This window comes from Pseudomonas sp. TE3899, from assembly GCF_056279105.1.
Genome location: NZ_JBWBQR010000001.1, coordinates 3,849,329 through 3,865,251, shown reverse-complemented (window position 1 = coordinate 3,865,251; position 15,923 = coordinate 3,849,329). Strand labels below are relative to the sequence as shown.

Below are 15,923 nucleotides of genomic sequence, written 5' to 3'. Positions count from 1 at the left end.
TTGACGGTCAATACCAATCAAATTACGTTATGCGTAATTCGATTACGATAAAAACAACCCAGGCGTGCCGAGACCTCTGCAGCAGAGCGACAGGCCATTGCCAACTCCCTGTTCAGGAGGCTCCATGAACCCCGATTCAACCGCGCCAGCGCTGGCTTATCAGTCAGGCTTCGGCAACGAATTCAGCAGCGAAGCACTGCCCGGTGCCTTGCCTGTCGGCCGCAATTCCCCGCAAAAAGTCCCGTACGGCCTCTACACCGAGCTGTTCTCCGGCACTGCGTTCACCATGGTCCGCAGCGAAGCCCGGCGCACTTGGATGTACCGCATTCAGCCATCGGCCAATCACCCGGCATTCGTCAAACTTGAGCGGCAACTGGCCGGTGGCCCTTTGGGTGAAGTAACCCCCAATCGCCTGCGCTGGAATCCGCTGGACATCCCGAGCGAACCCACCGATTTCATCGACGGCCTGGTGAGCATGGCCGCCAACGCTGGCGCGGAAAAACCGTCCGGGATCAGCATTTACAGCTACCGCGCCAACCGTTCCATGGAGCGCGTGTTCTTCAATGCCGACGGTGAACTGCTGCTGGTGCCGGAACAGGGCCGCTTGCGCATCGCCACTGAACTGGGCGTGCTGGAACTCGAACCCCTGGAAATCGCCGTGTTGCCGCGCGGTCTGAAATTCCGCGTCGAGCTGCTCGACCCCCAAGCCCGGGGCTACATCGCCGAAAACCACGGCGCGCCATTGCGCCTGCCGGACCTGGGGCCAATCGGCAGCAACGGCCTGGCCAACCCACGGGACTTCCTGACCCCGGTGGCCCATTACGAAGACCTGCGGCAACCGACCACGCTGGTGCAGAAATTCCTCGGCCAGTTGTGGGGCTGCGAGCTCGATCACTCGCCGCTGAACGTGGTGGCCTGGCACGGCAATAACGTGCCGTACAAATATGACCTGCGCCGTTTCAACACCATCGGCACCGTGAGTTTCGATCACCCGGATCCGTCGATCTTCACCGTCCTGACGTCGCCAACCAGCGTCCACGGTCTGGCGAATCTGGACTTCGTGATCTTCCCGCCGCGCTGGATGGTGGCCGAGAACACCTTCCGTCCGCCGTGGTTCCACCGCAACCTGATGAACGAATTCATGGGCCTGATCAAGGGCGAATACGACGCCAAGGCTGAAGGCTTCGTGCCCGGCGGCGCGTCCTTGCACAGCTGCATGAGCGCCCACGGCCCGGACGGCGAAAGCTGCACCAAAGCGATCAACGCCGAACTGGCCCCGGCGAAAATCGACAACACCATGGCCTTCATGTTCGAGACCAGCCAGGTGCTGCGCCCGAGCCAGTTCGCCCTCGAATGCCCGCAACTGCAATCCAACTACGATGCCTGCTGGGCCACGCTGCCCGTCACTTTCGACCCGACCCGGAGATAACCCATGACTCAGACTTCCACCCCTCGTAGCTGGGTTGCCTCCGCCAACGGCCATGCGGATTTCCCGCTGCAAAACCTGCCGCTGGGTGTGTTCAGCGTGAACGGCTCGGCACCGCGCAGTGGCGTCGCTATCGGCGAGCATATTTTCGATCTGGAAGCAGCGCTGGACGCCGGCCTGTTTGACGGCGCGGCGCGCACAGCGGTCGAAGCGACCCGTGGCGGTCAGCTCAATGCCTTCTTCGAACTCGGTCGCGAAGCCCGGGTGGCCCTGCGCGAACGCTTGATGGAACTGTTCGCCGAAGGCAGTACGCTGCATGGCAAGATCGAAGCCCAGGGCAAAAAACTGCTGCCTCTGGCCGCCGATTGCGTGATGCACCTGCCGGCGAAAATCAACGACTACACCGACTTCTACGTCGGCATCGAGCACGCGCAAAACGTCGGCAAACTGTTCCGCCCCGACAACCCGTTGCTGCCGAACTACAAATACGTGCCGATCGGCTACCACGGCCGCGCCTCGACCATTCGCCCGTCCGGCACCGACGTGCGTCGTCCAAAGGGCCAGACCCTGCCGGCCGGTCAGACCGAGCCAACGTTCGGTCCGTGCGCACGCCTGGATTACGAACTGGAACTGGGGATCTGGATCGGCCAGGGCAACGACATGGGCGACTCGATTGCCATCGGCGATGCGGCGGATCACATCGCTGGTTTCTGCTTGCTCAACGACTGGTCGGCGCGGGACATCCAGGCTTGGGAATACCAGCCGCTGGGGCCGTTCCTGTCGAAGAGTTTTATCACCAGCATCTCGCCGTGGGTCGTCACCGCCGAAGCGCTGGAGCCATTCCGCCGCGCCCAACCGGCACGCCCGGAAGGTGATCCGCTGCCACTGCCGTACCTCACCGACAAACGCGATCAGGAGGGCGGCGCTTTCGATATCGAGCTGGAAGTGTTGCTGCTCACCGAAACCATGCGCGAGCAAAACCTGCCGGCCCATCGCCTGACCCTGAGCAACACCAAACACATGTACTGGACCGTGGCGCAAATGGTCGCGCACCACAGCGTCAATGGCTGCCAATTGCAGGCCGGTGATTTGTTCGGGTCGGGCACTTTGTCGGGGCCGGAAAGCGGTCAGTTCGGCAGCCTGCTGGAAATCACCGAGGGCGGTAAAAAGCCGATCGAACTGGCGTCGGGCGAAGTGCGCAAGTTCCTGGAGGACGGCGACGAAATCATCCTGCGCGCCCGTTGCAGCCGCGAGGGTTTTGCCTCCATCGGCTTCGGCGAATGCCGTGGCAAAGTCGTGCCGGCGCGTTAAGGGGATCGGGTCATGGAACTCTATACCTACTACCGTTCGACCTCGTCTTACCGCGTGCGCATCGCGCTGGCGTTGAAGGGCCTGGACTACCAGGCCCTACCGATCAACCTGATCGCGCCACCCGGTGGCGAGCACCGGCAGCCGCCGTACCTGGCGATCAACCCGCAAGGTCGGGTGCCGGCCTTGCGCACCGACGATGGTGATCTGCTGATCCAGTCGCCCGCCATCATCGAGTACCTGGAGGAACGTTATCCACAGGTGCCACTGCTGTCTAAAGACCTCGTCGCACGCGCCCGCGAACGTGGCGTGGCGGCGGTGATCGGCTGCGATGTGCACCCGCTGCACAACGTCAGCGTGCTGAACAAGCTGCGTCAGTCGGGCCACGATGAACCGCAAGTGGTGGAGTGGATCGGGCACTGGATCAGCCAGGGGTTGGCGACGGTGGAGCAGTTGATCGGTGATGCCGGTTACTGCTTCGGTGATCAGCCGGGGTTGGCGGATGTGTACCTGATCCCGCAGTTGTATGCGGCGCAGCGCTTCAATATTTCGCTGGAGGCGTATCCGCGGATTCGCCGGGTTGCAGCGTTGGCGGCGACACACCCGGCCTTTATGAAGGCCCACCCGGCGAACCAGCCCGACACCCCGCAGTAAGCTGATCGTTCCCACGCTCCGCGTGGGAATGCCGCCATGGACGCTCCGCGTCCACTGTGACGCGGAGCGTCACGGGATGCATTCCCACGCAGAGCGTGGGAACGATCGTTCACAAACATAAAAACAAAACAGGTACCTCGCGATGCACAACCAGATTGCCAGCTTCCGGGCGGCACTCGACGCCCGTCCTGTGTCCCGTTATCAGTGGTTACTCCTTTTGCTGCTGGCATTGCTGCTGGTCACCGACGGCTATGACGCGCAAGTCCTCGGCTACGTCGTGCCGGCCCTGGCCCAGGATTGGGGCCTGGAAAAAGCCGCGTTCGGCCCGGTGTTCAGCGCCAACCTGTTGGGCCTGACCCTGGGTTCACTGGCGGTGACACCTCTGGCGGATCGCTTCGGCGTACGGCGGATTCTGCTCGGCTGTGTGCTGATCTACGCCACCCTTACGGTGCTGATGGTGTTCGCAAACTCCCTGAATACCCTGATGGCCGCGCGATTCATCTGCGGGATCGGCATGGGCGGGGCGATGCCCAGCGCCATGGCATTGATGTCGGAATATTCGCCGCCACGCCTGCGCACCTTGATGGTGACGCTGGCTGCTTGCGGCTTTTCGTTCGGCGGGGCAGCGGGCGGGTTTGTCGCGGCGGGTTTTATCGACAGCTTCGGCTGGCAAGCGGTATTCCTCGCTGGTGGCATCACGCCTTTGCTGCTGTTCCCGTTCCTGGCCTGGTTTCTGCCTGAGTCCTTGCCGCGCCTGCTGCGCGATGCACCGCCTTATGCGCGCTTGCGCAAACTCACTGCGCGGATGCTCCCGGACTGGCAACCACCCGCCGCCTCGATGGCGCAAAACGAGCAGGAACAGGGCAGCAAACTGACGGTGCTGGAGTTGTTCCGCAACGGTTATGCGCGGCCGACCTTGCTGATCTGGGCGACCTTTTTCGTCAGCCTGATCCTGCTGTATTTCATGATCAGCTGGTTGCCGACGCTGTTGCTGGAAAGCGGCTTGAAACTCAATCAAGCCAACCTGGTGACCTCAATGTTTCTGTTCGCCGGCACCGTCGGCGCGATCTGCATGGCCTGGTTCGCCGACCGCCTCAAAAGCAAGGTGCGACTGCTGGCGGGTGTGCTGACGGCGGCGGCGGTGTGCACGATTCTGCTCGGCCTCAATCACGACAACCCGCGTTATCTGGTAGCCAGCGTGATCGCCGCCGGGTTCTGCATCATCGGCGGGCAACTGACCCTCAATGCCTTCGCCAGTAACTTCTACCCGGCGCACGTGCGCGCCACCGGCACCGGTTGGGCGCTGGGCGTGGGGCGTTTCGGTTCGATCCTCGGGCCATTGTTTGGCAGCATGCTGCTGGCGATGCACATCCCGGTGCAGCAGATTTTCTTCTTCTGCGCGATACCGGCGGTGATTGCGGCGTTGGTCATCATTCAGGTGCGTTCGCCCCAGGAAACAACACCACCCCCTGTAGGAGCGAGGCTTGCCCGCGAAGACGGCGGGACATCCAACATTGATGTTGGCTGACCCACCGCTTTCGTGGGCAAGCCTCGCTCCTACAAGGGTTCAGTGAACGACTGAGTTTGGGGGCAGGTGCCCGAGGCGCTCGGTCAGGCGAATCCGCTGGATCGGGTCATCACTGAGCAACAGCGCATGCTCCAGGTCGAAGCGCTCGGCATTCGGGCAGTCGAGCCGTTGGTAGAGACTGGCCCGGGCCAGGTAATCGGAGGCGCTGCCGTTGCCCAGTTCCAGCACTCGCTCGGCGTCCACCAGGGCGCCGATGTAGTCGTCGTTGGTGAGGTGCAACTGGCGCAAGTTGCGCGACAGCCGCTGGAGCATGTGCACCGGGTCGGCCGTCAGCAAATGCTCGGCGCTGAGTTTGAGGTTGGGACCGTACTGACGCTGCAGCAGATCGCGGCAATCGTTGGGGTACAGTCGGCGCCCGCCACAGGGGTCGAGCAGGTGATCGGCGCCCTGCACCCGCAGCAGGAAATGCCCGGGAAAATTCACCCCCACCAGGGGAATCTCCAGCCTTCTGGCCAACTCCAGTGCAATCAGCCCCAGGGCCAGCGGCTGGCCACGGCGACGTTCCAGGACCTTATGGACCAATGCCACTTGCGGACGCAGTGGAGTGAAGTCGTCCTGGGCAAACCCCAGGTCATTCATGCGCCGCAATAACGGCTGGGCCAATTCGCTCACCGGCAGCATCGGCAGGCCTGAACTGACCCGTTGTTGCAGTTCCATGAAGTCCGCCAGCACCGCTTCGAGCTTCATCTGGGCATCGTGTTCGGCCGCAATCCACAGCGCCGCCTCGAACAGGGCGGGCGGTGAACGTTGCAGGCAGTCGAAGAAGCGTTGGCGCGGGGTCATCTGAATCTCCATGGAATGCCTCGTTTTAGCCCCGCCACCGGCTTTCGTCCAGTCCTGCACACAGGCGCCTGCAGGTTATGTCGCAAAGCCCTTAAAGACGCGCGGCTTATTCCGGTGCGCTTCAGCAATTTTCAGGCGCAAGCCTATACTGGCGACTACCAGAAGTGATTCGGGAGCCCAACGATGTTCGCTCTCATGCAAAGCACTCGCCTTGAATCGCTACACCTAAGCGTAGACCCGGTCACCGGGTTGAAGGCGGTGATTGCCATTCATAACAGCCGCCTGGGGCCCGCCCTGGGCGGTTGTCGTTATCTTGCCTACCCCAGCGACGAATCGGCGGTCGAAGACGCGGTGCGCCTGGCCCAAGGCATGAGTTATAAGGCGGCACTGGCCGGCCTGGCCCAGGGCGGCGGTGTGGCGGTGATCATTCGCCCGGTCCACGTGGAAAACCGTGGGGCGCTGTTTGAAGCCTTCGGGCGTTGCATCAATCAGCTCGACGGCCGCTACATCACCGCCATCGACAGCGGCACCTCGGTGGCGGACATGGATTGCATCGCCCAACAAACCCAGCACGTCACCAGCACCACCTCTGCCGGCGACCCCGCGCCCCACGCCGCGATGGGCGTGTTCGCCGGTATCCGCAGCACCGCCATGGCGCGTTTGGGCAGCGACAATCTCGAAGGCTTGCGCGTGGCGATTCAGGGCCTGGGCAATGTCGGTTTCGCCCTGGCCGAGCAACTGCACGCGGCCGGTGCCGAACTGCTGGTCAGCGACATCGACCACGGCAAGGTGCAACTGGCCATGGAGCAACTGGGCGCCCATCCGATTGCCAACGATGCCTTGCTCAGCACCCCCTGCGACATCCTCGCGCCGTGTGGCCTGGGCGGTGTGCTCAACAGCCATAGCGTGACGCAACTGCGCTGCTCGGCGGTAGCGGGTTCGGCGAACAATCAACTGACTCATCTGGATGTTGCCGATCAGCTGGAACGGCGGGGGATTCTGTATGCGCCGGATTATGTGATCAATTCCGGCGGGTTGATCTATGTGTCGCTCAAGCATCGGGGCGAGGAGTTGGCGACGATCACGGCGCACCTGTCGAAAATCAGTTCGCGATTGACCGAAGTGTTTGCCCACGCGCAGGCGGAGAAGCGTTCGCCGGCGCGGGTGGCGGACGAGTTGGCGGAAAAGGTTTTGTATCGGTAACGCCCCGAGCTGCCGAAGGCTGCGATCTTTTGATCTTGATTTTTGGACATGAAAAAGGCCCTGAGCCATTCGACTCAGGGCCTATTCAATTCGGGCCTTGCTTACTTGACGGCTTTAACCGCTTTCGCTGGTTTCACCGGCTCGGCGTCTTCAACCACCGCCACAGGTTCAACCACTTCAGCAGGCGCGCTCAGCAGTTCAGACAGTGCGTCCGGCTGGCTCTTGAACGCCTTGGCGAACACATCGCGGTTCTTCGCCATGTAGATCCCGGCTTCTTCGACTTGCTGCTCGCTCAGGGACGGAACGGCTTTTTGCAACACTTCGGCCAGCAATTCGGCCAGTTCGAGCATTTTGTCATGACGGTCAGCTTCGGCTTTATCCATGAACAAGCGCTCCAGATCTCGGCTGCTGCGGTATACCACTTCGACGGCCATTCACCACCTCACATGCCTTCACATTAAGTTGTCTTTGCGACTACTGTATCTATATACAGCTAAAAGGATAAGCGAATCCCTGCGCTTTGGGTAGTGGCTTTTTAATGTAGACCGAAATTGGCGTTTGTCAGGTGAATCGTGTTGTCCCCTTCGCGACACCACAAACGTGTCTCATGTCACGCGGCCACCATCTCAACTCACAACTCCTGGCCTTTTTTCTGCATGCAGAACAACCGTCACGTCCAACCCGCATCATCCGCTCGAACCGAGCTAAGGAAGAATCATCGTGAAAATCAACTGGGCCGAGAACCTGCGGCAGAACGTGCATCAACTGGCCGAGTCCCTGGGCAACCTGTTCGTCGAGACCTTCCACTACCTGGCGCTGTTCGCCATCGGTGCGGTCACCGCGTGGGCGGCGGTGATGGAATTCCTGCAGATGATCGAGGCGGGGCACATCAAGATCGATGACATCCTGCTGCTGTTCATCTATTTGGAATTGGGCGCGATGGTCGGGATTTACTTCAAGACCAACCACATGCCGGTGCGCTTCCTGATCTACGTGGCGATTACCGCGCTGACGCGTTTGCTGATCTCCAACGTCTCGCACCACAACCCGCCGGACATCGGCATCATCTACCTGTGCGGCGGGATTCTGCTGCTGGCGTTCTCGATTCTGGTGGTGCGTTACGCGTCCTCACAATTTCCCTCGGTGAAGATCGAACACCCGCAGCGCAAGATCGGCACGGGCTCCGGTGAGCATCCCGAGGTGGAGAAGGGCGAGATCTAAAGCCGCATGGCTGGCCGGCTGTGGCCTTTGATCTGTGGCGGCGGCAGATTGCGATTGTCGCCGTCGGTCATCGCTTCAAGGATGGCCACGGCGCTGTGGCCCTGTTCGATGGCGATGCCGAACTGGATGCTTTGCACCAGGCGCTTGAGGCGTTTGGGGTCGTTGCGTTGTTCGGCGCTGATCATCCGTTTGGCGACCACGCGGCCACTGTTGGAGAGCGTCAGCATGATGCTGCCGTCCAGACCCTGAATGCTCAGGTTGATCTGATAGTCCGGTGCAAAGGCATCGGTAATGAGCTGAAAAGGGTTGTCCATGATGCGTCACCGCCTGATTGAACGTGCAGTTGTTGACCGGCCATGATCGGGTTGGTTCGCAATACCAGACCATCGGCCATTCCATAGCCATATCGCCATCATCGCTTTGTAGGAGCAGTCTTCGGCAGCGCCTACAGGGACGTAGCAAGGGGCATGCCGGGAAAACGGTCGAACAATGAAACGGGCACAAAAAAGGCGAACGGTGATGTTCGCCTTTTCCGAGCTGCCCGTTTCAGGGCAAAAGCAGTGCGGGTGCAACGGAAGCGGTCAACATTCCACCCAGCTCACCGCCAACCCACCCCGTGAAGTCTCTTTGTATTTGTCCTGCATGTCGGCGCCGGTATCGCGCATGGTGCGGATTACCCGGTCCAGGGAAATGAAGTGTTTGCCGTCGCCGCGCAGGGCCATTTGCGTGGCGTTGATCGCCTTCACTGCGGCAATGGCATTGCGCTCGATGCACGGCACTTGCACCAGGCCGCCGACCGGGTCGCAGGTCAGGCCGAGGTTGTGTTCCAGGCCGATTTCGGCAGCGTTTTCCAGTTGCTCCGGGGTGGCGCCGAGCACGTCTGCCAGACCGGCGGCAGCCATGGCACAGGCCGATCCGACTTCACCCTGGCAGCCGACTTCGGCGCCGGAGATCGAGGCGTTTTTCTTGCACAGAATGCCGACCGCCGCCGCGCCGAGGAAGAACGCGACCACGTCATCGTCCGACGCGTCCGGGTTGAATTTCATGTAGTAGTGCAGCACCGCCGGAATGATCCCGGCCGCGCCGTTGGTGGGGGCGGTGACCATCCGTCCGCCGGCGGCGTTTTCTTCGTTCACGGCGAGGGCGAACAGGTTGACCCATTCCATGGCCGACAGCGTGGACGTGATGACATTCGGCTTGCCGATTTCCAACAGGCTGCGGTGCAATTTCGCGGCACGGCGCGGAACATTCAGACCGCCGGGCAGGATGCCTTCGTGCAACAGGCCTTGCTCAACGCATTCGCGCATCACCGACCAGATGTGCAGCAAGCCTTGGCGGATTTCGGCTTCGCTGCGCCAGGCCAATTCGTTGGCCATCATCAGCTCGGAAACCCGCAGGCCATGCTGGTTGCACAGCCTGAGCAATTCGGCGGCGCTGGAGAAATCGTACGGCAGCACCACGTCGCTGGCAGGCGCGATGCCGGACTCGGCTTCCGCCGCTTCGATGATGAAACCGCCGCCCACCGAGTAATACGTTTGCTCCCACAACTCGCCGGTTTCGCCGAAGGCTGTCAGGGACATCGCGTTGGGGTGGTAGGGCAGGCTCTCGTCCAGCAGCAGGAGATCGCGCTGCCAGTTGAAGGCAATGGTCGATTGGCCGGCGAGGGACAGTTCGCCGGTTTCCCGCAGATGCTGGATGCGTGAATCGATAGACGTCGGATCGATGCTGTCCGGCCATTCGCCCATCAGGCCCATGACGCAGGCGCGGTCGGTGGCGTGACCAACGCCGGTCGCCGACAACGAGCCGTAGAGGCGGATTTCTACCCGCCGTACATCGGCCAACAATTGTTGGTCGATCAGGGCCTGGGCGAAGGTTGCGGCGGCGCGCATCGGGCCGACGGTGTGGGAGCTGGATGGACCGATGCCCACTTTGAAGAGATCGAAAACACTGATAGCCATGCTAAAGCCTATACAAGCAATGGAAGAGAAATCGCTGCCATTTTTGTAGGACAAGCGCAATGTCGGCGATACTGCCCACCTCGGTCCTACGTGACCAACGAAACTTCCTAAGACAGCCTTTAGCAGGACTAAACGATGAGTCGTCAATTGCACGCCCAGACCTACGTCTGGCTGCACGTGTTTTCCTGTGCCGCGCGGCACTTGTCGTTCACCCGTTGCGCCGAAGAGCTGCACATCACGCCGGGTGCGGTCAGCCAGCAAATCCGACAGCTGGAAGAGCGTCTGGGTTTTCGCCTGTTCCACCGTCGCGCTCGCGGCGTGGAATTGAGCGCGGAGGGCCAGCGACTGGCTATTACGGTCAACGAGGCGTACGGCAGCATCGACGCGGAATTGCGACGACTGGACGCCGGGATGATCAGCGGGACTTTGCGCTTGCGCTCTATTCCGTCATTCCTGAGCAAGTGGCTGACCCCGCGCCTGCCACGCTTGCAGCAACGTTTTCCGGACATTCAGTTGCGCCTGGTCGCCGAGGACAGCAGCGTGCCGCTGCACGAAGGCGACTTCGATCTGGCCATTGACCTGAACGACGGCAGCTATCCCGGTTTGTTATCCACCGCCTTGCTCGATGAGCAGATCTTTCCGGTCTGCGCCCCGAGCCTGCTGCGCGGCCGTCCGCCACTGCACGGCCCGGCGGACCTGATGCATTTTGCGCTGCTGCACGACATCACCGCCTGGCGCGGCAGCTACGAGTACGCGGAGTGGGAGTTCTACCTCAACGCCATCGGCTTCGAAGGCGCCGACGTACGGCGCGGGCACACCTTCAATCGCAATCACCTGACCATCGAAGCGGCGATTGCCGGCATGGGCGTGGCGATTGCTCGGCGAACCTTGCTCAACGATGAGCTGGAGCGGGGGACGTTGATTGTGCCGTTTGGCCTGGCGGTGCCGAATCACAAACGCTACATGCTGCTGTATGCGCCGGGGGCGCTGAGCCATCCGGGCGTGCGCGCGGTGCATGATTGGCTGGTAGAGGAAGCGGGGATTTTTCGCAGTCTGCATCCACTGGCGGAGCAGCAGATGTGAGCAATTGTGACAAGGAAGCGTGGCGACCCAACTCCCGACCTTAACAGCGCTTTTGGCCGTTGTCCGGCTTTTTTTGCGAATCCATATTTATCTTTTTTTAGGGGTTGAAATGTTCTGCGCACAGACCGATTGTGTAAGTAAGAGGCCACGGTGATGACGCCCAAGGGCAAGCCGACCGGCCTCTCGCGAGCTAGCTGAAATAAGGGATGAACTATGCAAATCCAAGTCAACAGCGATAACCATATTCAAAGCAGCATCCGACTGGAGGAGTGGGTACGTACTACCATTGAGAGCACGCTCGAACGTTACGAAGAGGACCTGACCCGCGTCGAGGTTCACCTGCGGGACGAAAACGGCGACAAGCCCGGACCGCATGACATGCGCTGCCAGCTGGAAGCGCGGCCTAAAGGCCACCAACCGATCTCGGTGACCCATAAAGCCGATACCCTGGAACAAGCCATCGACGGGGCGGCCGAAAAACTCGAACACGCGCTTGAGCATCTGTTCGGCAAATTGCGGGGCAAACCACGTGCCGCTATCGTGCCGTTCGAGAGAGTTGCAGCCGATGCGCTGCTGGAAGACGAGTTTCTAGAGAACGAACAGGCTGCACAAAACGGCTGAGGCCTGATTCACTTTTTACCTTTCCACTGACAAACGGGTCTGCTTATGCAGGCCCGTTTTTGTTTCCGGTGTTCACCAGCCCAAGTAGCGATAGATGATTCTCATCGGAGTCTTTTGCGTATGAGAATTTTTATCATTAGTATTGCGGCCTTGTTGGTCTCGAGACATTCACGAGGCCTTACCCGGTTTCAAGGTCGAACCATGAAAGGCAACAGCCGCACGCTCCCCGTTTCCTACCGACTGGCGGTTACCTCGCGGGTGTTGGCTGCCGTGCTGGGCGGTTATGTCGTGGCCGCGTTGGCGAGTGTCAGCCTGAGCCTGCTGCTGCCCATGGCCCGCGCCGAAGCGGTGGTCACCGGGATGATGACTTCGTTTCTGGCGTATCTGGTGGCGGCGCTCTGGTGTTTTGCCTGTCGCAGTGCCTGGCAGGCGTGGTTCGGCATGCTCGTGCCGAGCCTGGTGCTGGGCGCGGTGTCGGGGCTGGCGCACTGGGCGGGCCAGCCATGAAAGAGGGCTTTCGCCAGACCATGGCCTGGCTGCACACCTGGGTCGGCTTGATCTTTGGCTGGTTGCTGTTCGCGATTTTCCTGACTGGCACCCTCGCGTATTTCAAGGCCGAGACCAGCCACTGGATGCAGCCGGAGATTCCTGCGCGTTCGGTGTCTTCTGAAGCCAGCCTGACCCTGGCGCAAGATTATCTTCAGCAGCACGCGCCCAACGCTTCCCGCTGGCTCATCGACCTGCCGACCGCCCGCGAGCCCGGCCTGACGGTGCGCTGGCAGCAAGCCCCGGCCGAACCGGGCAAGCGCGGCCAATTCAGCAAAAAGACCCTCGACCCGCAAACCGGTGCCGAAGTGCAGGGCCGGGCCACCATGGGCGGCGACTTTTTTTACCGCTTCCACTTCCAGCTGCAAATGCCTTATCCGTGGGGCCGCTGGTTGTCGACCGCCGCCGCGATGCTGATGTTCATCGCGCTGATCACGGGGATCATCACGCACAAGAAAATCTTCAAGGACTTCTTCACCTTCCGCCCGCGCAAGGGCCAGCGTTCCTGGCTCGACGGGCACAACGCGGTGGGCGTTCTGGTGTTGCCGTTTCACCTGATGATCACCTACAGCAGCCTGGTGATTTTCATGTCGATGGTGATGCCGGCGGGCATTCTTGCTGCGTACAAGGGCAATGCCTCGGCGTTTTTCGAGGAGGTATTTCCGGCGGCCAACACGCCGACTGTTGCAGGCCAACCTGCGGCATTGGCGCCGCTGGCACCGTTGCTGGAACGGGCTCATGAGCAATGGGCTGAAGGGCGTGCCGGTCGCCTGGCCGTGAACAACCCAGGCGATGCGAATGCCTCGGTCATCCTGGAACGCGATGGCGCCGACGGCGTGGTCTACGATTTTGGCCGCGCGCTGACGTTCAACGGCGTCACTGGCGAGCTGCTCGGCACGCCACCGGAACAACCGATTCCAATGGCAATCGCCGGCGGTTTCTACGGTTTGCACATGGGCCATTTCGCCGGCCCGGTGTTGCGTTGGCTGTACTTCATCTGCGGGTTGGCCGGCACGGCGATGATCGGCACCGGGCTGGTGATCTGGCTCGGCAAGCGTCAGCTCAAACATGCCAAGAGCGGCGTGATGCCCTTCGAATTGCGGCTGGTGGAAGTGCTGAACATCGCCAGCATGTCGGGGCTGGTGATCGCCGTGGCGGTGTTCTTCTGGGCCAACCGCTTGTTGCCGGTGGCGCTGGCGGAACGAGCGGATTGGGAGGTGAACAGCTTCTTCATCGCCTGGGGTTTGAGCGTGCTGCATGCGCTGGTCCGCCGTGGTCGCGCGGCGTGGGTCGAGCAACTGGCGTTGGCCGCGGTGCTGTTCTGCGCGGTGCCGTTGCTCAACGGGTTGACCACGCCGTACAACGTGGGCGTGTCCCTGAGCCAAGGCGATTGGGCCATGGCCGGTTTCGATCTGACGTGCCTGGGCAGTGGCCTGTTCCTGGCGTGGGCTGCGTGGAAAATGCGGCGTGTGGAGAACACTGCACCAGTCACCCGCCGCCCCATCTCCCTTGAGCGCGAGGCGACCTGAATGCTGCTGGCCCTGTTGCTCTGCTACGGCGGATTTGCCGCGCTCTGTCTGTCGATGGATCGGCATCACGTCGACCTTCTGGGGCGCAAGCCATCGGCCAGGCGCCGACGCAATATGAGACTTGGCGGCTGGTTATTGCTGGCCTTGTCGTTATGGGCGGCAGTGTCCGCGACCGATTGGGGTTTGGGCCTGGTCGAGTGGTTCGCGGTGCTGATGTCCAGCGCATTGTTGCTGGTGTTGCTGCTGCCGTATCGCCCGCGCCTGGCCTTGTCGTTGGCAGCAATGGGTTTGCTCGCCAGCCCCGTTTGCGCAGTGCTGAGCTGATGATCGCCAGCCCTCCGGAGTCCCACGATGACGAACATCGTGGCGCCCGCGCGCATTTTCTCCAGGTGTTTTTGTCCCAGCGTTCGCAGATGGAAGCGCTGGTGAGTCGGCGCGTCGGGTGCCGGGCGACGGCGGCGGACCTGGTGCAGGACTTGTTCCTGCGGTTCTGGCGTCGGCCACTGGTGCAAGTCGAAGAACTCAGCACTTATCTTTTGCGCTGCGCCGGCAACATCGCCATCGACCATTTGCGCAGCGAAGGCACGCGGGTGCGGGTCAACGAGGGCTGGATGCCGGACGCGCCGGACAGCCAGGGCAGCGAACCGCAAGCCGCGTTGGAGGCGGGCAATGATTTGCGCCACGTCGAAGCCGCGTTGCGTGCGTTGCCCGAGCGCACGCGGCAGATTTTCCTGCTCAACCGCATCCACGGCCGCAAGTACGCCGAGATCGCCAAGGCCATGGGTTTGTCCCAAAGCGCCGTGGAAAAACATATGATGCGCGCCCTCGACGCCTGCAAGGCCAGCCTGCGGGAACCCGAACCGCGTACGCCAAGGAAAGCACCGTGACCCACGCCGAACGCGTCACCCCGACGCCCGCCCAGGAACAGGCCGCTTTCGCCTGGCTGAGCCTGTTGCACGATCAGCCGAGCACTGGCGATCAGCTCACGTTCAGTCACTGGTTGCAGGCCGATCCTGCGCATGCCGAGGCCTACGCCCAAGCGCAAGTGGTCTGGGAATTGAGCGAAGTGCCGGCGCGGACATTGGCCGATGAAGAGGCGTTTGCCCTGCTGGGGTATCTGAATGCGATGGACCGTTCGAAGCGCTCCAGCGTGCGGCGCTGGTCCGGGGCGCTGGCGATGGCGGCGTGTCTGATGCTGATGGTCGGCGTCGGCGCGGGGTGGCAGCCGCTGCGTTGGGCCGATGATCTGGGCGCGGATTATGTGTCGGCGCCGGGGCAAATTCGTACGGTCACCCTGGCTGATCAATCGCAAGTGACGTTGGATGCCGACAGTGCGATTGCCGTGGATTTCAGCCACGGCGAGCGTCACGTCGAACTACGTCGCGGCGCCGGTTTTTTCAGCGTGACCCACACCGGCGAGCCGTTTGTGGTGGAGGCCGAAAAGGGCCAGGCGCGGGTGCTCGGCACTCAGTTTGAAGTGCGCCTGCAACCTCACGGTGCGCAGGTGACGGTGTTGTCCGGGCGGGTCGGCGTCACGGCGGAGCGCGGCGCCGAGCAGCAAATCCTCACCGCGGGCCAGCGGGTCGCCTATGCCGATGGCTCGGCGGAAAAACTGCAGGCCGTGGACAGTGAGGCGCAATTGGCCTGGCGCCAGGGCTGGCTCAATTACTACAAGGCGAGCCTGGCGGAGGTGGTGCAAGACCTGCGGCGCTATTACCCGGGGCGGATCTTGCTGCTCAACGATGAACTGGCGGCGCGGCGGGTCAGCGGGAGTTTTCCGAGCAAGGATCCGCAGGCGGTGTTGAGTTCGTTGCAGGGGGTGTTGGGGTTTGAGCAGCATCACGTTTTGGGGCAGATGATTATTTTGCGTTAGGCGGCTGGCCTCTTCGCGGGCAAGCCTCGCTCCTACAAAGGGGGCGTTCGCATGTTCGGAATAAACACCCATCCCCTGTAGGAGCGAGGCTTGCCCGCGAAAGCGCCAGACCAGACACCACAAAACCCAA

Annotated in this window: 16 protein-coding genes and 1 pseudogene; 13 read left to right on the top strand and 4 right to left on the bottom strand. The window is 61.8% G+C overall.

Annotation, left to right across the window (positions count from 1 at the left end; translation table 11 throughout):
* Positions 1-124 precede the first annotated feature (124 nt).
* The 4 genes from hmgA to ACZ89E_RS17720 all read left to right on the top strand — a co-directional run bounded on the left by hmgA (position 125) and on the right by ACZ89E_RS17720 (position 4,916).
* Complete coding sequence (gene hmgA, locus ACZ89E_RS17735) at positions 125-1,429, top strand: homogentisate 1,2-dioxygenase (protein ID WP_476256153.1); 1,305 nt, start codon at positions 125-127, stop codon at positions 1,427-1,429.
* 3 nt (positions 1,430-1,432) lie between these two features.
* The gene (gene fahA, locus ACZ89E_RS17730; protein ID WP_476256152.1) at positions 1,433-2,737 is read left to right on the top strand and encodes a fumarylacetoacetase; all 1,305 of its coding nucleotides are present in this window, start codon (positions 1,433-1,435) and stop codon (positions 2,735-2,737) included.
* 12 nt (positions 2,738-2,749) lie between these two features.
* Positions 2,750-3,388: a maleylacetoacetate isomerase gene (gene maiA, locus ACZ89E_RS17725; RefSeq protein WP_149657535.1), complete on the top strand. Its 639-nt coding sequence runs from the start codon at positions 2,750-2,752 to the stop codon at positions 3,386-3,388.
* A 142-nt stretch (positions 3,389-3,530) separates the two neighbouring features.
* A complete protein-coding gene (locus tag ACZ89E_RS17720; protein ID WP_476256151.1) occupies positions 3,531-4,916 on the top strand; it encodes an MFS transporter in 1,386 nt (461 codons plus the stop codon).
* 39 nt (positions 4,917-4,955) lie between these two features.
* Here ACZ89E_RS17720 and ACZ89E_RS17715 read toward each other — a convergent pair whose 3' ends face one another.
* A complete protein-coding gene (locus ACZ89E_RS17715; RefSeq protein ID WP_149657740.1) occupies positions 4,956-5,759 on the bottom strand; it encodes a SirB1 family protein in 804 nt (267 codons plus the stop codon).
* Between the two features lie 183 nt (positions 5,760-5,942).
* Here ACZ89E_RS17715 and ACZ89E_RS17710 point away from each other — a divergent pair, with 183 nt between their 5' ends.
* The gene (locus ACZ89E_RS17710) at positions 5,943-6,962 is read left to right on the top strand and encodes a Glu/Leu/Phe/Val dehydrogenase family protein (RefSeq protein ID WP_133838598.1); all 1,020 of its coding nucleotides are present in this window, start codon (positions 5,943-5,945) and stop codon (positions 6,960-6,962) included.
* Positions 6,963-7,141: 179 nt separating this feature from the next.
* Here ACZ89E_RS17710 and ACZ89E_RS17705 read toward each other — a convergent pair.
* Positions 7,142-7,396: pseudogene (locus ACZ89E_RS17705) on the bottom strand (YebG family protein); the annotation flags it as partial.
* 286 nt (positions 7,397-7,682) lie between these two features.
* Between ACZ89E_RS17705 and ACZ89E_RS17700 the strand changes: the two are divergent.
* On the top strand, positions 7,683-8,183 hold the full coding sequence (locus ACZ89E_RS17700) for a phosphate-starvation-inducible protein PsiE (RefSeq protein WP_476256150.1): 501 nt from the start codon (positions 7,683-7,685) through the stop codon (positions 8,181-8,183).
* Here ACZ89E_RS17700 and ACZ89E_RS17695 read toward each other — a convergent pair.
* Together ACZ89E_RS17695 and ACZ89E_RS17690 are read right to left on the bottom strand one after the other, a co-directional pair.
* Positions 8,180-8,497 (bottom strand): DUF3509 domain-containing protein, encoded by a 318-nt coding sequence (locus ACZ89E_RS17695; RefSeq protein WP_149657531.1) that lies wholly within the window; start codon positions 8,495-8,497, stop codon positions 8,180-8,182. The genes ACZ89E_RS17700 and ACZ89E_RS17695 overlap by 4 nt on opposite strands.
* 267 nt (positions 8,498-8,764) lie before the next feature.
* Positions 8,765-10,141 (bottom strand): L-serine ammonia-lyase, encoded by a 1,377-nt coding sequence (locus tag ACZ89E_RS17690; RefSeq protein WP_476256149.1) that lies wholly within the window; start codon positions 10,139-10,141, stop codon positions 8,765-8,767.
* 135 nt (positions 10,142-10,276) lie between these two features.
* Between ACZ89E_RS17690 and ACZ89E_RS17685 the strand changes: the two genes are divergently transcribed.
* The 7 genes from ACZ89E_RS17685 to ACZ89E_RS17655 all read left to right on the top strand — a co-directional run bounded on the left by ACZ89E_RS17685 (position 10,277) and on the right by ACZ89E_RS17655 (position 15,793).
* Positions 10,277-11,224, top strand: a complete 948-nt coding sequence (locus ACZ89E_RS17685) for a LysR substrate-binding domain-containing protein (protein ID WP_149657529.1) — start codon at positions 10,277-10,279, stop codon at positions 11,222-11,224.
* A gap of 213 nt (positions 11,225-11,437) precedes the next feature.
* Positions 11,438-11,845: an HPF/RaiA family ribosome-associated protein gene (locus ACZ89E_RS17680; protein WP_149657528.1), complete on the top strand. Its 408-nt coding sequence runs from the start codon at positions 11,438-11,440 to the stop codon at positions 11,843-11,845.
* A 201-nt stretch (positions 11,846-12,046) separates the two neighbouring features.
* Positions 12,047-12,352, top strand: a complete 306-nt coding sequence (locus ACZ89E_RS17675; protein ID WP_476256148.1) for a DUF3649 domain-containing protein — start codon at positions 12,047-12,049, stop codon at positions 12,350-12,352.
* The gene (locus ACZ89E_RS17670; RefSeq protein WP_476256147.1) at positions 12,349-13,920 is read left to right on the top strand and encodes a PepSY-associated TM helix domain-containing protein; all 1,572 of its coding nucleotides are present in this window, start codon (positions 12,349-12,351) and stop codon (positions 13,918-13,920) included. The genes ACZ89E_RS17675 and ACZ89E_RS17670 overlap by 4 nt, the downstream gene beginning before the upstream one ends.
* Entirely contained in the window at positions 13,921-14,244 is a 324-nt protein-coding gene (locus ACZ89E_RS17665; RefSeq protein WP_149657525.1) for a DUF3325 domain-containing protein, read from the top strand.
* Positions 14,244-14,807 (top strand): RNA polymerase sigma factor, encoded by a 564-nt coding sequence (locus tag ACZ89E_RS17660; RefSeq protein ID WP_149657524.1) that lies wholly within the window; start codon positions 14,244-14,246, stop codon positions 14,805-14,807. Before ACZ89E_RS17665 ends, ACZ89E_RS17660 begins: the two co-directional genes overlap by 1 nt.
* Complete coding sequence (locus tag ACZ89E_RS17655; RefSeq protein ID WP_476256146.1) at positions 14,804-15,793, top strand: FecR family protein; 990 nt, start codon at positions 14,804-14,806, stop codon at positions 15,791-15,793. Before ACZ89E_RS17660 ends, ACZ89E_RS17655 begins: the two co-directional genes overlap by 4 nt.
* The last annotated feature ends 130 nt before the right edge of the window (positions 15,794-15,923 follow it).

What these genes read in the sequence shown, in the direction of transcription:
- hmgA (WP_476256153.1), top strand. Translation starts at nt 125, where the DNA reads ATGAACCCCGATTCAACCGCGCCAGCGCTGGCTTATCAGTCAGGCTTC.
- fahA (WP_476256152.1), top strand. Translation starts at nt 1,433, where the DNA reads ATGACTCAGACTTCCACCCCTCGTAGCTGGGTTGCCTCCGCCAACGGC.
- maiA (WP_149657535.1), top strand. Translation starts at nt 2,750, where the DNA reads ATGGAACTCTATACCTACTACCGTTCGACCTCGTCTTACCGCGTGCGC.
- ACZ89E_RS17720 (WP_476256151.1), top strand. Translation starts at nt 3,531, where the DNA reads ATGCACAACCAGATTGCCAGCTTCCGGGCGGCACTCGACGCCCGTCCT.
- ACZ89E_RS17715 (WP_149657740.1), bottom strand. Translation starts at nt 5,759, where the DNA reads ATGACCCCGCGCCAACGCTTCTTCGACTGCCTGCAACGTTCACCGCCC.
- ACZ89E_RS17710 (WP_133838598.1), top strand. Translation starts at nt 5,943, where the DNA reads ATGTTCGCTCTCATGCAAAGCACTCGCCTTGAATCGCTACACCTAAGC.
- ACZ89E_RS17695 (WP_149657531.1), bottom strand. Translation starts at nt 8,497, where the DNA reads ATGGACAACCCTTTTCAGCTCATTACCGATGCCTTTGCACCGGACTAT.
- ACZ89E_RS17690 (WP_476256149.1), bottom strand. Translation starts at nt 10,141, where the DNA reads ATGGCTATCAGTGTTTTCGATCTCTTCAAAGTGGGCATCGGTCCATCC.
- ACZ89E_RS17685 (WP_149657529.1), top strand. Translation starts at nt 10,277, where the DNA reads ATGAGTCGTCAATTGCACGCCCAGACCTACGTCTGGCTGCACGTGTTT.
- ACZ89E_RS17680 (WP_149657528.1), top strand. Translation starts at nt 11,438, where the DNA reads ATGCAAATCCAAGTCAACAGCGATAACCATATTCAAAGCAGCATCCGA.
- ACZ89E_RS17675 (WP_476256148.1), top strand. Translation starts at nt 12,047, where the DNA reads ATGAAAGGCAACAGCCGCACGCTCCCCGTTTCCTACCGACTGGCGGTT.
- ACZ89E_RS17670 (WP_476256147.1), top strand. Translation starts at nt 12,349, where the DNA reads ATGAAAGAGGGCTTTCGCCAGACCATGGCCTGGCTGCACACCTGGGTC.
- ACZ89E_RS17665 (WP_149657525.1), top strand. Translation starts at nt 13,921, where the DNA reads ATGCTGCTGGCCCTGTTGCTCTGCTACGGCGGATTTGCCGCGCTCTGT.
- ACZ89E_RS17660 (WP_149657524.1), top strand. Translation starts at nt 14,244, where the DNA reads ATGATCGCCAGCCCTCCGGAGTCCCACGATGACGAACATCGTGGCGCC.